This window comes from Asanoa hainanensis (assembly GCF_900188485.1).
Lineage (GTDB): Bacteria > Actinomycetota > Actinomycetes > Mycobacteriales > Micromonosporaceae > Asanoa > Asanoa hainanensis.
Genome location: NZ_FZPH01000008.1, coordinates 269519 through 284298 on the forward strand (window position 1 = coordinate 269519; position 14780 = coordinate 284298).

The window sequence follows — 14780 nt, forward strand, 5'->3', positions numbered from 1 at the left end:
GCCTGTCATGCGTCTGCGGGAGAACCTGGTGCCCCCGGCCGGCCTGCCCCGGGCGTACGCCCTGGTCAGCTTGATCTTCGGGATCGGGGTCGGCACGTTCATCACCGGCAGCACGGTGTTCTTCACGCGCGTCGTCGGGCTCCAGCCGCACGAGATCGGCATCGGCCTGTCGGCGGCGGCCGGCGCCGTGCTGGTCTGCTCGCTGCCGCTGAGCTCGCTCGCCGACCGGTTCGGCCCGCGCCGGGCCTGGCTGTTCGGCGTGGCGGGCAGCGCCGCGGGCTTTCTGCTGTGGCCACTCGCGCGCGGGTTCTTCACGTTCCTCGCGATGATCGTGTTCTTCGAGCTCGTCAACGGCGTCGCGCAGGCCGGCCGCAACGTCTACCTGATCGAGGCCGTCGACCCGGAGACCCGCGTGCGTACGCAGGCGTTCGCCCGGTCCTGGCTCAACATCGGGTGGTCGGTCGGAGCCGGCCTGGCCGCCCTGGCGCTGGCCATCGACACCCGCGCGGCGTACCTGGCCCTGCCACTGGCCAACGCCGCCGTGCTGCTGGCCAACCTCGTGCTGATCGCGCGGTTGCCCGCCGGGCCCGCCGGCCGGGCCCGCACACGCACGCCGGGGGAGCGCCACGTGTTCGCCGACCGGCACTTCCTCGCGGTGACCGTGCTGTGCGCGGTGCTGCTCGCCTACGGCACCGTCGAGTTGCAGGTCGCACCGTTGTGGCTGCTCACGCACACCGACGCTCCGAAGTGGTGGATCGGCGTGCTGACCCTGGTCAACACCGTGATGGCGACGACGCTCCAGGTGGCGATGACCCGCGGCGCGCACACCCTCGACGGCGCCGCCCGCGCCCTGCGGCTCGGTGGGCTCGCGGCGGCGCTGGGCTGCCCGGTCTTCTACCTGGCCGGAGCCACCTCGGGCGTCGTCACGATGGTCGTCTTCGTCGTAGCGGCGGTGCTTTTCACGCTCTCCGAGATGTGGCAGTCCGCCGGCTCGTGGACGCTCGCGGCGGAGCTGCCGCCACCGGGCCGCCGCGGCGAGTACTTCGGCGCCTTCCGGATGGGCAACTCGGCGATCGAGATGGTGGCACCGGCGTCGCTGATCGCGCTGGCCGTGACCACCGGAGGCTGGGGCTGGCTGCTCATCGGCGGCGTCTTCCTGGCTGCGGGCCTGTCCGCCGTGCCGCTGGTCCGGTGGGCCGGCCGGCACCGCGCGGCGGCACCCGCCGAACCGGAGCCGGCACTGACCTGACGCGCGCGCAGAACCGGACCGGGCGATCCTGCGTCTTGGAGGCGAGAGGACGTCGTCGGCGCACGGGGAGTGGCTTTGTCGATCATCAGCCGTCAGGAGGCGCCGGTCAGCACGGACCCACCGTCGGTCGAGGCGGAGTTCACCGCGTTCGTCAGCGCCAACTACGGTCGGCTGCTGCACGTCGCCGACCTGCTGATCGGTGACGCCGGGCGGGCAGAGGAGCTGCTCCAGACCGTCCTGACCCGCACCTATCTGCGGTGGTCGAGGGTCAGGCAGGACAACCCGCTGGGGTACGTGCGCACCGGGCTCGCGAACGCACGCACCGACTGGCTGCGCCGTGGCCTCGGCAGGGAGCGGCCGACCGCGGCCGTGCCGGTCAGCGTGTTGGCCCCGGACCCCTCCGAGCAGGTGGTCGGCCGGGATGCCGTGCAGCGGGCGCTCGCGGTGCTCACCCGGCGGGAGCGGGCGGTGGTCGTCCTGCGGTTCTACGAGGACCTCAGCGAGGCCGAGATCGCCCGCACGCTCGACATCGCGCCCGGCACGGTCAAGAGCACCTGCGCCCGGGCCCTGGTCAAGCTGCGCGTCTCGCCCGAACTCCAGGAGGGGAACCGGTCGTGAACACCATCGAGGACCTGCGGGCCGCGCTCGACTACCCGGACCCGCCTGCCAAGCCCGACACCCGTGCCATCATCGCGCGCGGGCGGCGCCGACGAGTGGTCCGCCGGGCCGCGGTGGGCGGCGGGCTGGCCGTGGTCGTCGCCGGGGTCGTTGCCGTCAACGCGTTGGGCGGCACGCCGGCCCCGCCCCCGGTGCTGGTCGGATCGGCGCCGGACCCGGCCCTGGTCACGGCGTCGACGACGGCTGTGGCGGAGGCACCCGAGCGGTTCGACCCGCTGACGCGGACGTTGCACGTCGGTTGGATCCCGGCCGGCCTCACGGGTCAGGGGGCGGAGATCAGCGTCACCCAACAGAGCTTCGGCGGCCGGGACAAGGAATTTGCCGACGGTGGGAGAGACTACGGCCTGTCGGTGATGCTGCTGGCGAAGGGCCGACCGCCCACCGACTTCATGGGTGGCCTGGGAATGCCCCGGGAATCCGTGGAAAGCGAGACCGACGACGTCAACGGCAAGCCGGCCGTGTGCCTGAGCGACCCGGAGGTACGCGGCTCGTGCGCCGCCCTGCAGTGGGAGTACGCGCCGGGTGCCTGGGCGCGCGTCGGGTACAGCGGCAGCGCCGGTCCCACCCCGGAGGCGGCGGCCGCCGTGGCCCGCCGGGTAGCCGAGTCGGTGCGGTTCACCGCGGGCGAACCCGTCCGGCTGCCGTTCACGATCGGCGGCTCGACGGCTGAGCTGCCCGCCGCGCGCACGCAGGTCTCGATCTTCGCACCCGCGTACCAGCAGGAGGGTGGCGAGGTCTGGAACGCCGACCTCTGCCTCGCCCCGTCACCCCGCGACGTGGAACGCAGCGTCGGGGACACCCGGCAGCTCTGTCTCGGCGCCAGCAAAGCCGTGGGCACGGGTGCCCGTCTCCCGGACGACCCCGAGCCGAACGCGACGGTGGACGGTCATGACGCCCGGATCGTCGACATGCAGCTGATCGTCTGGAACGTGTCCGGCATCCGGGTCGACACCACGTACTCCGACTGGGACGTCAACCCGAGGTACGCCTACGAGGACCTGCGTGTGGCCGAGGATCCCGCCGACCCGGCCGACTGGCCGGTCAGTCGGTAGTCTCCGCGCGCCCGGCGTACTCGAGGATCGCGGCGGCGTGGTCGGCGTCGTCCAGGGTCCAGTCGCTGTCGTCCGGGATCGGACGCCGGAGCAACTGGGTGTAGACGGTGTCGACCGCGCCCACGCCGGACCGGCGGTTGCGCCAGAGCGTGCCGCCGGCCGCCGTGACCCGGAACCACCCGTCGACCACCGTGATCAGGCCGGCGCCGGTCAGCCGCCGGACCGCTTCCTCGACCTCACGCCGGCCTGGTAGCAGTTGCCGCAGGTGGTCGGCCATCGAGAGGACGTCGGCGAGCCGCACGCCCTCGGGTCGTCGAGTGGTCGCCGAGCGCATGTGCCGCCCGGCGCCGTTCGCCATCACCACCGCGACGAAGATCCAAGCGTCGGATCGCCGCCAGCCGTCTTGCCCCATGGAGCAATGATGCCAACGTCAACGACCCATGAACATTGGTGTGATCTTTCGTTTACCTGAAACCTTCACCAGGTTCGATGCATCATGCAGCCGGTTCGGCGATCGGTTGGCCGCCGATCCGGGGCGGTGACGGGCGCACCGTGAACAGTGGAATGAAGACGTGGTTCAACGGTCCGATCAGGAGCGCGTACGCCACCGTGCCGATGCCGACAGTGCCTCCGAGCAGCACACCGGCGCCCAGCACGGCCACCTCGATCACCGTGCGGGTGAGCCGGATCGAGCGGCCCGGCTTGCGGCCCACCCACCCGGTCATCAGCCCGTCCCGGGGCCCCGGCCCGAGCCGCGCACCGATGTACAGGCCGCCGGCGACCCCGTTGAGCACGATGCCGAGGATTAAGAACGGGATCCGCACGGCCAACGAGTCCGGCGTCGGCAGCAGGGCGAGACTCGCGTCGACGGCGAGGCCGATGATGACGATGTTGCTGACGGTGCCGATGCCCGGCTTCTGCCGCAGCGGGATCCAGAGCAGCAGCACCGCCGCGCCCACGATGATCACGATGGTGCCGAACGAGAGCCCGGTCTTCTCCGCGAGGCCCTGGTGGAACACGTCCCAGGGGTCCAATCCCAAGGTGGCCTCGATCTGGAGGGCCATGCTCGCCCCGTACAGCAGAAGACCCAGGTAGAGCTGGGTCAGCCGGCGGGGAAGCCGGTCTCGCAGGGCCATGGGGTGGTTGCTCTCGGACGCCATGCATGCAACTCTGAAGGCCAATTGGTTCGGTACTGAAGAGCCAATTCGCGAGGAGTGGATATGACAAGCCTGGTCCGGGGTAGCCAACTCGCCCGCCTGCTCGGCCACTGGCACGCCCTGCCGGGCCGCCGGCGGAACCCCGACTACGCCGCCCTGGCCGGCGCCGTGCGGGGCCTGCTCGCCGACGGCCGGCTGCCGTTGGGCATCCGGCTGCCCGCCGAACGCGAGTTGGCCGAGGCGCTCAAGGTCAGCCGGACCACCGTGACGGCCGCGTACCGGGAGCTGCGCGACAGCGGCCACCTGACCAGCCGCCGCGGCGCGGGCAGTTGGACCACCCTGCCCGGCGGCCACCGGGTGGCCAGCACCGGCCTGTGGACCCCGCTCAACGACCTCGGCATGATCGACCTGGGTTGCGCCGCGCTCGCCGCGCCACCCGAGCTGATCCCCGCCGCCCGCGCCGCGGCCGACGAGCTGCCGCGCTACCTGGGCGACGCCGGCTACCACCCGACCGGCCTGGTCGAGCTGCGCGAGGCGGTCGCCCGCGGCTTCACCGACCGCGGCCTGCCGACCAGCCCCGACCAGATCATGGTCACCAGCGGCACCCAGCAGGCCCTCGACCTGGTGCTGCGGCTTACGGTCCAGGCCGGCAACGGCGTACTCATGGAGTCGCCCACCTACCCCAACGCGCTCGCGGCGCTGTCGGCCCGCCGGGCCCGGATCACCACGCACGGCCTGGACCCGGCGGCCGGCTGGGACGGCGAGCTGCTGCTCGGTGCGCTGCGCCAGAGCACACCCCGGCTGGCGTACGTCATCCCGGAGTTCCACAACCCGACCGGCCACCTGATGCCGGCCGACCTGCGCGAGCGCCTCGTCGCCGCGGCCCACAGCACCGGCACCGACCTGGTCGTCGACGAGTCGTTCGTGGACCTCCCGCTGGATGGTGTGGAGGTGCCACCGCCGGTGGCGATGTTCGACCGCCACTCCCGCGTGATCACCATCGGCGGCATGAGCAAGCCGTACTGGGGCGGCCTGCGCATCGGCTGGGTCCGCGCCTCGGCGCCGACGGTCCAACGGCTGGCGGCGCTGCGGGTCGGCGTCGACATGTCGAGCCCGGTGCTGGACCAACTCGTGGCGGCCCAACTCCTGGACCGCGCGGACACGATCGTCCCGGCCCGGCGTTTGCAGCTCGCAACCCAACGCGACGCGCTGCTGGAAGCGTTGGCCGAGCATCTGCCGGAGTGGCGGGTCCAGATCCCCCACGGCGGAGTGACCCTGTGGGCGGAGCTGGACGGCCCGATCTCCAGCGCGCTGGCGCGGGCCGCGGAGGAGGTCGGGGTGCGGTTGGCGCCGGGTCCGCGCTTCGGCCTGGACGGGACGTTGGAACGTTTCCTGCGGCTGCCGTACACACTGCCGGCTGGCGACCTGATCGACGCGGTCAAGCGCATCGCTACGGTCCGCTACGACCTGGACCACGCCCCGCACCCAGGCTGGCGCAAGCCGGTCGTCATCGCCTGACCAGATTCGCCAAGACCAGATTCGCCAAGACAAGACCCAGATTCGGCAAGACCAGGATCGTGTCCCGGGTCCGCCTGGGGCGCGACCGTCGCTCCCGCCGGGGACCGCTCCGCTGCGCTGCGCTGCCAGGTCCGCGGCGGGTCGCCCCCCAGCCACACGGCCGAGATCTAGGTAAATGATTGCTGCTCCAGCAGCAATCATTTACCTAGATCTGCCGATAAACGCGTGAGCGGCGGCGTGTTCGCGCCGAACGGGCACCAAACGTCAGTGGCTGATCCCGCCGGGTCGCGCTCCTGGCGTGTCCGTCCCGGACTCGCCGCCGCGGACGCGTCTGGTGCCGGATCTAGGTAATTCGATGCTGCGAGAGCAGCAATTTCTTACCTAGATCCGGCGGCAGGCGGGTCGACGCCGCGCGTCTGTGCTTCGGGCGACGTGGCCGCCGGTAGATCGACGCCTTGGCCGAAGGCCCGGCGATCGCCGACGCGTCGCCAAGGCCTGCGCCGGCTCGCGCCGCGCCGTGCCGGCTCGCGCCGCGCCGTGCCGGCTCGCGCCGCGCCGTGCCGGCTCGCGCCGCGCCGCGCCGTGCCGTGCCGGCTCGCGCCGTGCCGTGCCGCGCCGTGCCGCGCCGTGCCGCGCCGTGCCGCGCCGTGCCGTGCCGCGCCGCGCCGTGCCGTGCCGTGCCGTGCCGTGCCGTGCCGTGCCGTGCCGTGCCGTGCCGCGCCGTGCCGTGCCGTGCCGTGCCGTGCCGTGCCGTGCCGTGCCGCGCCGTGCCGTGCCGCGCCGTGCCGGCTCGCGCCGCGCCGTGCCGGCTCGCGCCGCGCCGTGCCGGCCCGCGTCCGCGGTCGCCGGGTGCGGGTCGGGTGAGTGGGCAGAGACAGAGCGGCCCGCCGGTGGCTGAGTGCCAATCCGGCGGGCCTTCTGGTGGCGCTTAGATCTCGGCGAGGGTGCCCTCGTACATCTTGTTGATCTCGTCTGCGAAGTTGGCCTCCACGCCGCGGCGCTTGACCTTCATTGACGGCGTGACCTCGCCGTCCTCGATCGTCAGGTCGCGGGGGAGGATGGTGAACTTCTTGATCGTTTCCCAGCGGTTGAGTTTCGCGTTGAGCTCCGTCACGTAGCCCTCGACCATCTCGTGGGCCTGGGGTGACGCGACGATCTCCGCGTACGGCTTGCCGGCCAGGTCGCCGCTCGCTGCCCACGCCGCGATCGCGTCCGGGTCCAGGGTGATCAGCATCGTGCAGAAGTTGCGGGCCTGGCCGACCACGATCGCTTGGGAGGTGTACGGGCAGATGGCCTTGAAGAGGCCCTCGATGTGCGACGGGGCGATGTATTTTCCGCCCGAGGTCTTCACCAGGTCCTTCTTGCGGTCGGTGATCTTCAGGAAGCGGTCTTCGCTGATCTCGCCGATGTCACCGGTGCGGAAGAAGCCGTCCTCGGTGAACGCGGCCGCGGTCTCCTCGGGCAGGTTGTGGTAGCCGCGCATGACCGGTGTGCCGCGCAGCAGCACCTCGCCGTCCGAGTCGATCTTGCACTCCAGGTCGCCCAGCGGCTGGCCGACCGTGCCGATGCGCAACCCGCCCGGGCGGTTGACGAAGTTGCCCGCGCTCGTCTCGGTCAGGCCGTAGCCCTCGGAGATCGGCAGGCCCGCCGCCGCGAAGAACTCCGAGATGTCGACGCTCAGCGGCGCCGCGCCCGAGACCAGCGTGCGGATGTTGCCGCCCAGCCGGGCCTGCAGCTTGCTGAAGACCAGCTTGGTGGCGATGGCGTACTGCATGCGAAGGCCCGCCGGGACCGGCTGGTCCGCCTGCTCCAGCTGGACCTTGCGCTTGCCCGTGGCCACCGCCCACCCGAAGATCTTGGCCTTGGCGCCGCCCTCGGACGTGGCGTTGGTGATCGCCTTGTTGTAGACCTTCTCGAAGATCCGGGGCGCGCCGCACATCAGGGTGGGCTTCACGACGCCGAGGTTGTCGACCAGCACGTCGATCCGGCCGTCGACGTAGGTCGGCAGGCCGACGTGGATGATGCCGCACAGCAGCGTCTTGCCGAACGAGTGCGACAGCGGCAACCAGAGATATTGCAGGTCGTCGGCGCGCAGGATGCCCAGGTCCGCCTGCGCGACGGCCTCCCAGCACCAACCCGCGTGCAGCAGCTCGACGCCCTTGGGGCGCCCGGTGGTGCCGGAGGTGTAGATCAGGGTGGCCAGGCTGTCGGGGGCGATCTCGGCGACCAGCCGCTCGATCAGCTCCGGGTCGCCGGCCAGCGCGGCGGCGCCCTGCTTCTCCAGGTCGGCCATCGTGAGCTGGGGCGGGCTCGCGGCCGGGTCGGCGTCACCGTCGATCAGCACGACGTGGGTGACCGCGGGCAGGTTCGCACCGGCCAGCTTGCCGGCCTGCATCGCGTTCTCCGCGACGACGACCTTGGAGCCCGAGTCGGCGATGATGAAGGTCGCGTCCTCCGGCTCGGTGGTCGGGTAGACCGTGGTGGTCGCCGCCCCCGCGCACATGATGCCGAGGTCGGCGATGACCCACTCGAGGCGGGTGTTGGCGATGATGGCGACGCGCTCCTCGGCGCCGACGCCGAGGCCGTGCAGTCCGGCAGCCAGGGACCGGGCGCGCTCGCCCACCTGCTGCCAGGTCATCCACTGCGGACCAGACGCACCCGGGTAGCCGAACGCCCGCGCGTCGGGCGAAGCGGCGACACGCTGGAGGAACATGTCGGGGATCGACCGGTAAGGGACATCGAGCGACATATCCGGAAACCACCTTTAGTCGGCCATGTGATTGCGGTCACTCTCACGATTGCTACCGAAGAGTATGGCTAACCGGTACGTCGATGCCAGTCCCCGAGCGTACGTGTCGATCATGGGCTGACCAGGGTCTTTATCCTGGACTCAGGGGTGGTAGCGCAGCGCGCCCAGCGACCAGTCGTACGTGCCCCGCAACCAGCGGCGCCGGGACTGCAGCATGCGCGACAACCGACCGTCGGCGTCGGCCAGCACCTCGGCCTCCAACGCGCCGTAGGCGGCCAGCCCCGCGTTGTACCGCGCCGCCGCCTCGGTCAGGGCCGCCCGCTCCGGCCAGGTCAGCTCGTACGCGATGACCGTGGCCAGGTTGTGCCCGTCGCGCAGGCGTTCCTTCCCGTACGAGAAGACGTCGTTGCACCAGCACACGAGATCGGCGGCCAGCAGGTCGAGCCGGACCACCCGCGGGTCGACCCGGTCGACGGTGGCGGCCAGCCCGTCCGTGGCCAGGTCGGTCAGCGCGAAGCTGGGCAGCACGGCACCGGTGTGCCGGCGCATCTGCACGTACTCGGCGAACCGCGGCACCCGGTGCAGCTGCCGGTTGGTCGCCTCCCAGAGCAGGGCGAACAGGTACTCGCGGAAGGCCGCGGCGAACTTGAGCAAGCCGCCCGGCCGGCCCAAAGCCCGCACCCGGCGGCACAGGTCGTGCAGCGCGGCCGCGGTCGGTCCGGCCGGCTGGTAGCCCGCGTGCGCGGTCGTGCCGAACCGGTCGACCACCTCGAGCAGCGGCGCCAGCGCGGGCGCGAGCCGGGCCGGGTTGGCACCGAGCTCGTCCTCGTCGCACCGGTCGTCGAACGCGAACAGCCAGGTGATCAGGTCGGCCAGCAGCTTGACCGCCGACAGGGACACCTCGGGACAGGCCCGCGCCGCGAGCGAGGCGGCGTCGGCCCGGGCCAGCCGCTCCCTGGCGGCCGGCGACGGCACCAGGCCGAACGCGTCCGCCCAGTCGGCGGAGTGCGCGGCGACCTCGGCGACCGCTGGGTGGACCAGCGACTCGTACGGCGGCGGGGTCAACGCCGTCGCCGCGAACGTCCGCATCCCACCCCCAGCCCGTACCCGATGATGTCTGGCGACCGGCCGGCGAGGGAACGGGTGGTTCGGTCGATGCCTCAGATCTTCAGCGGGGACGTCCGCAGCCGATCGGCCAGCTCGGGCGGACCGTCGATCTGAACCCGGGTGGCCCGTTGCCGCCCGGACAGGAAATAGGCGAGCTCGCCGGGCGCACCGACCAGCCGGAGCGGCTCGCCGCCGGCGCCCGTGGTGACCTCGCCGAACCCGGGCGCCTGCACCAGCAGCGCGGCCGGGAACTTGCGCAGCCGGAGCCGGGCGATCAGCGACGCGCTCTTCCAGAGCGCCGCCTGGTCCTCCTTGGGCAGGTCGCGCGGCTGCCAGCCGGCCTGGGCCCGCCGCACGTCCTCGTGGTGCACGAAGAACTCGAGCCCGTTCGTCATGCCCTCGACCAGCGGGTTGCTGACCGGGCTCCACAACGGCGGGTTTCGGACCAGTTCGACGAGATCCGGGTACGGGCGGGAGGCGAACGACCGCAGCATGTTGCGCGCGTGCGACCGCAGCGGCGGGATGAACATGCCGAGGCTGGCGTCCGGCCGCCGCTCGCGGATGACCAGGTGCGCGGCCAGGTCGCGGGCGACCCAACCGGTGCACATCGTCGGCGCGTCCGGGCCGACAGTGCTGAAAAGGTCGGCAAGTTTCCGACGTTCGGACCGTACGAACCGCGACATGGCGAGAATCGTAGCCAGGGTGTGCCACGACACACCCCGCTGTGACGGTGGACACATGGAATACCCGCTCGCCCGGAGGGCTTGGGTCCGGTAAGGATTACGGTGGAATTTCGCGGCTTACCCCCTGGGTGCAGCCGAGCGGTCAGACAGAGGGGCAAAACATAGTGGCGAGCGTGACCAGTCGGGACGTGCTCGCCCGGGGCTTCCGCGTGCTCGGCCGGGCCATCAAGGACGAACCCCGCATCTTCGCGTTCGCGGTCGGCGGCAGCGTGCTCTTCGGTGGCCTGGTCGTGGGCAGCGCGTACGTGATCGGGCACATCGTCGGGAAGATCATCGTGCCGGCCATCGAGGACGGTGCGGTCGACAACGCGCTGCTCTGGCTCGGCGCGCTCGCGGTGCTGGCGATCAGCGTGCTCCGGGTGGTCGGCATCTTCGGCCGCCGGCTCGGTGCCGGCTACATGCAGTTCCGCCTCCAGGCCCGCTACCGGCGCCTGGTCACCGGCCGCTACCTCGACCTCCCGCTCTCCTGGCACCACCGGCACGCGACCGGCACCCTGCTCTCCAACGCCAACTCCGACGTCGAGGCCGCCTGGTTCCCGATCGCGCCCCTGCCGTTCGCGGTCGGCACGCTGGTGATGCTGCTCGGCGCCGTCGGGTCGCTGTTCCTGACCGACTGGGTGCTCGCCCTGGTCGGCCTGGCCACCTTCGCCGGGCTGTTCCTGATCAACGTCTTCTACTCGCGCCGGATGGCGCCGCGCCAGGCCCGCGCCCAGCTCATGCGGGGCGAGGTCAGCGCGATCGCGCACGAGAGCTTCGACGGCGCGCTGGTGGTCAAGACGATGGGCCGCGAGGGTCAGGAGACCGACCGCTTCGCCGGCCAGGCCCGCGAGCTCCGCGACGCGCTGATCTCGGTCGGCCGGCTGCGGGGCCTGTTCGACCCGCTGATGGAGACGCTGCCGAGCCTCGGCACGCTGGCCGTGCTGATCGTCGGCACGTTCCGGCTGCGGGCCGGCGACATCTCGGTGACCGACCTGGTCAGCATCGCGTTCCTGTTCACCGTGCTGGCCTTCCCGGTGCGCGCGATCGGCTGGGTGCTGGCCGAGCTGCCGCGCAGCGTGGCGGGTTGGGACCGCCTCCAGCACGTGCTCACGGCCACCGGCGAGATGCGTTACGGCACGATAAGTCCGGAAAAGTCGGACAGCCCGGCCCGACTCGCCTTCGACGGCGTCGACTACGCCTATCCCACCGGCGCCGACACCGACGACATGGCCGCCGCCGCGACGCAGGACGAGCACGGCCCGACCGTCCTGCACGACATCAGCCTCGTCGTCCCCGAGGGCCGCACGGTCGCCCTGGTCGGCCCGACCGGTTCCGGCAAGTCGACGATCGCCTCGCTCGCGGTGCGGCTGGTCGACCCGGCCACCGGCACGATCAGCATCGACGGCCACGACCTGCCGGACCTGACCGCCGCCGCGCTGGCCGACAACGCCGCGCTCGTCGCGCAGATCCCGTTCATCTTCGACGACTCGGTGCGCGCCAACGTCGCCCTCGACCGGCCCGGCATCGACGACGACGCGATCTGGGCCGCGCTGCGGCTCGCCCAGGCCGACGAGTTCATCGCGCGCCTGCCCGAGGGCCTCGACACGATGGTCGGCGAGCGCGGCACCTCGCTCTCCGGCGGCCAGCGGCAGCGCCTCACGCTGGCCCGCGCCCTGGCCGGCCGGCCCAGGCTGCTGGTGCTCGACGACGCCACCAGCGCGGTCGACCCCCGGGTCGAGGCGGCGATCCTGGCCGCCCTGCGCGGCGGTGAGCAGCCCACGTCGATCATGGTGGTCGCCTACCGGCGGGCCACGATCGCGCTCGCCGACGAGGTCGTCTACATCGAGCACGGGCGGGTGGTCGCCGCCGGCACCCACAGCGAGCTGCTGGCCAGCACACCGGGGTACGCCGACCTGGTCACCGCCTACGAGCGGGCCGAGGCCGAGCGGGAGCGCGAGCACGCGTACGAGGACGAAGGGGCGGTGACCGCGTGACGACCACCGCCACCGCGCCGGCGAAAGCGAAAGTCGTCAACGAAACAGCGGAGGAGCGGCCCGAGTCGACCTGGGCCACCATCCGTCGCGGGCTGTCGCTCTCGCCCGAGCTGCGTACCGGCCTGGCCGGCACCCTGTTCTTCGCGATCATCTCGATGGTGGGCCGGGCCGCCGTGCCGGTCGCCATCCAGCAGGCGATCGACAAGGGCATCGCCGGTCCCGGCGGGCTCGACGTCGGCTTCGTCGGCACCGTCGCCGCGATCACCGCGGGCGTGCTCGCGGTGACCACGCTGTGCGGCTACCTGATGATGCGGCGGCTGTTCACGGTCAGCGAGACCGCGCTGGCCAACGTGCGGGTGCGCACCTTCCGGCACATCCACGACCTCTCGATGCTGCACCAGCAGTCCGAGCGGCGCGGCTCGCTCGTCTCGCGGGTGACCAGCGACATCGACCAGATCACCCAGTTCCTCCAGTGGGGCGGCGTGATCCTGATCATCAGCGCCGGCCAGCTCCTGGTCACCGCCGGCGTGATGGCCTTCTACTCGTGGCAGCTCACGCTCGTGGTGCTGGTCGCGTTCGCGCCCGCCGTGTTCGTGATCCGGGCGTTCCAGAAGCGCCTGGCCGGCGCGTACGGGCTGGTCCGCCAGCGGATGGGCGCCCTGCTCGCGGCGGTGTCCGAGAGCGTCGTCGGCGCGCCGGTGATCCGGGCGTACGGCGTCTCCGAGCGCACCCGGACCCGGCTCAACACCGCGATCGACGGGCACAAGACGTCGCAGATGCGGGCCCTGCGCACCAGCGTGATCGGCTTCTCCAGCGGCGAGATCGCGGCCGGCCTGGCCACCGCTGCCGTGGTCGTGGTCGGCGTCCAGCTCGGCATCGGCGGCACGCTGACGATCGGCCAGCTCACCGCGTACCTCTTCCTGGTCACGCTGTTCATCCAGCCCGTGCAGATCGCCGCCGAGGTGCTCAACGAGGCGCAGAACGCGGTGGCCGGCTGGCGCCGCGTCCTCGACGTGCTCGACGTCGCGCCCGACGTGGCCGACCCCGGCGAGCAGGGCGTCTCGCTGCCCGAGGGGCCGATCGACGTGCGATTCGAGGACGTGTCCTTCACGTACGGCGGCCCGATCGTGCTCGACGACGTCGACCTGGACATCCCGGCGAAGACCCGGGTGGCCGTGGTCGGCGAGACGGGCAGCGGCAAGACGACGTTCGCCAAGCTGCTCACCCGTCTCATGGACCCGACGACCGGCACGGTACGGCTCTCCGGCGTGCCCCTGGACCAGCTCCGCTTCGACTCGCTGCGCTCCCGCGTGGTGATGGTGCCGCAGGACGGCTTCCTGTTCGACGCGACGGTGGCCGAGAACGTGCGGTTCGCCCGCCCGGACCTGACTGACGCGGACCTCGCGCTGGCGTTCACCGAGCTCGGCCTGACCGACTGGGTGGAGAGCCTGCCGAACGGGCTCGCGACCCGGGTGGGCGAGCGCGGCGAGGCGCTCAGCGTCGGCGAGCGGCAGTTGGTCGCGCTGGCCCGCGCGTACGTGGCGGATCCCGACCTGCTGGTGCTCGACGAGGCGACCAGCGCGGTCGACCCGGCCACCGAGGTCCGCCTGCAGCGCACCCTCGACGCGGTCACCCGCGGCCGCACGACGGTCGCCATCGCGCACCGGCTCTCGACCGCGCAGGCCGCCGACGAGGTGATCGTGGTCGACAAGGGCCGCGTCGTGCAGCGCGGCCCGCACGACAAGCTGGTCCAGGACTCGGGCTCGGTCTACGGCAAGCTCTACGCGAGCTGGCTCGAACAGACCCGCTAAGGCTTCTCGAACACCGAGAGCTGGAAGGTCAGGCGGCGGTCGCGCGGCTCGTCCGGGTCGGGCAGGTCGCGGAGGCCCTGCACGATCGGCATGACGGTGGAGACCCAGACGGCGCCGTCGACGTTCCACAGGTACGACCAGGCGCGGGTCTCGATGGTCTCGGCGATCTGGTTGGGCGACGTGGCCGCGGCGCCGACCGTGACCTCCCGGCTCTCGCGGGTACGCAGCCCGGCCTCGGTGGCGGCGGCCAGCACCGCGTCAGGCAGGTCGACCCGGTCGCGGCCGGGCAGCCCTTCCAGCAACGGCGCGAAGACATCGTGGCGGTCCCGGTCGCTGCTCGCCGACAGGGCCAGCACCCGGCCGCCCGGGCGGACCACCCGCGCCGCCTCCGCGAACGCCGCGTCCACGTCGACGATCACGTGCAGTGCGCCGGCGAAGAAGGCGTTGTCCACCGCCGCGTCCCGCACCGGCAGCCCACGGGCGTCGCCGACCGCGACCCGGGCGCCGAGCCGGGTGTGCGCGTGCGTGAGCATGGCGGGGGAGAGGTCGACACCCACGGCGGGTACGCCGTGCACCTGGGCGAGCGCGGCGGCGACCAGACCGGTGCCGACGCCGATCTCCAGCACCCGGCCCGGCAGCAGGTGCGGTGCGAGCGCGGCGGCGAACTGCCGACCACGCTGCTCGCCACCCCGGGTCTCGTCGTAGGAGTCGGCGACACGGTCGAACGGCAGGGACTCGGCCAT

The 14780-nt window shown here is 72.2% G+C and carries 12 protein-coding genes; 6 read left to right on the forward strand and 6 right to left on the reverse strand.

From position 1 onward, the window contains the following. Nucleotides 1-7 precede the first annotated feature (7 nt). The 3 genes from CHC05_RS21335 (at nt 8) to CHC05_RS21345 (ending at nt 2979) form a co-directional block, all read left to right on the forward strand. Nucleotides 8-1249 carry an MFS transporter gene (locus CHC05_RS21335; protein ID WP_179266303.1) on the forward strand — a complete coding sequence of 414 codons (1242 nt, stop codon included), beginning with the start codon at nt 8-10 and terminating at the stop codon, nt 1247-1249. A gap of 75 nt (nt 1250-1324) precedes the next feature. Next, nucleotides 1325-1867: a SigE family RNA polymerase sigma factor gene (locus CHC05_RS21340; protein WP_218824615.1), complete on the forward strand. Its 543-nt coding sequence runs from the start codon at nt 1325-1327 to the stop codon at nt 1865-1867. Next, the gene (locus tag CHC05_RS21345; protein ID WP_089251542.1) at nt 1864-2979 is read left to right on the forward strand and encodes a hypothetical protein; all 1116 of its coding nucleotides are present in this window, start codon (nt 1864-1866) and stop codon (nt 2977-2979) included. The genes CHC05_RS21340 and CHC05_RS21345 overlap by 4 nt, the downstream gene beginning before the upstream one ends. Here the strand turns inward: CHC05_RS21345 and CHC05_RS21350 are convergent. Next, nucleotides 2969-3391, reverse strand: a complete 423-nt coding sequence (locus CHC05_RS21350) for a hypothetical protein (RefSeq protein ID WP_089251544.1) — start codon at nt 3389-3391, stop codon at nt 2969-2971. The two genes, CHC05_RS21345 and CHC05_RS21350, sit on opposite strands and share 11 nt — an antisense overlap. Before the next feature lie 82 nt (nt 3392-3473). Beyond that, a complete protein-coding gene (yczE, locus tag CHC05_RS21355; protein ID WP_245871105.1) occupies nt 3474-4139 on the reverse strand; it encodes a membrane protein YczE in 666 nt (221 codons plus the stop codon). A 60-nt stretch (nt 4140-4199) separates the two neighbouring features. Between yczE and yczR the strand changes: the two genes are divergently transcribed. Then, the gene (gene yczR, locus CHC05_RS21360) at nt 4200-5654 is read left to right on the forward strand and encodes a MocR-like transcription factor YczR (protein WP_089251546.1); all 1455 of its coding nucleotides are present in this window, start codon (nt 4200-4202) and stop codon (nt 5652-5654) included. Between the two features lie 928 nt (nt 5655-6582). Here yczR and CHC05_RS21370 read toward each other — a convergent pair. The 3 genes from CHC05_RS21370 to CHC05_RS21380 all read right to left on the reverse strand — a co-directional run bounded on the left by CHC05_RS21370 (nt 6583) and on the right by CHC05_RS21380 (nt 10193). After that, nucleotides 6583-8403: an AMP-dependent synthetase/ligase gene (locus CHC05_RS21370; RefSeq protein ID WP_089251548.1), complete on the reverse strand. Its 1821-nt coding sequence runs from the start codon at nt 8401-8403 to the stop codon at nt 6583-6585. A 141-nt stretch (nt 8404-8544) separates the two neighbouring features. Then, the gene (locus CHC05_RS21375) at nt 8545-9492 is read right to left on the reverse strand and encodes a terpene synthase family protein (protein WP_089251550.1); all 948 of its coding nucleotides are present in this window, start codon (nt 9490-9492) and stop codon (nt 8545-8547) included. Between the two features lie 71 nt (nt 9493-9563). Next, nucleotides 9564-10193 (reverse strand): TIGR03085 family metal-binding protein, encoded by a 630-nt coding sequence (locus tag CHC05_RS21380; protein WP_089251552.1) that lies wholly within the window; start codon nt 10191-10193, stop codon nt 9564-9566. A 164-nt stretch (nt 10194-10357) separates the two neighbouring features. On the opposite strand from CHC05_RS21380, the gene CHC05_RS21385 reads away from it, so the two are divergent. Together CHC05_RS21385 and CHC05_RS21390 are read left to right on the forward strand one after the other, a co-directional pair. After that, on the forward strand, nt 10358-12226 hold the full coding sequence (locus tag CHC05_RS21385; RefSeq protein ID WP_245871107.1) for an ABC transporter ATP-binding protein: 1869 nt from the start codon (nt 10358-10360) through the stop codon (nt 12224-12226). Next, the gene (locus CHC05_RS21390; RefSeq protein WP_089251554.1) at nt 12223-14037 is read left to right on the forward strand and encodes an ABC transporter ATP-binding protein; all 1815 of its coding nucleotides are present in this window, start codon (nt 12223-12225) and stop codon (nt 14035-14037) included. The genes CHC05_RS21385 and CHC05_RS21390 overlap by 4 nt, the downstream gene beginning before the upstream one ends. Here the strand turns inward: CHC05_RS21390 and CHC05_RS21395 are convergent. Then, nucleotides 14034-14780, reverse strand: coding sequence for a class I SAM-dependent methyltransferase (locus tag CHC05_RS21395; protein WP_089251556.1), 747 nt, complete (start codon nt 14778-14780; stop codon nt 14034-14036). The genes CHC05_RS21390 and CHC05_RS21395 overlap by 4 nt on opposite strands.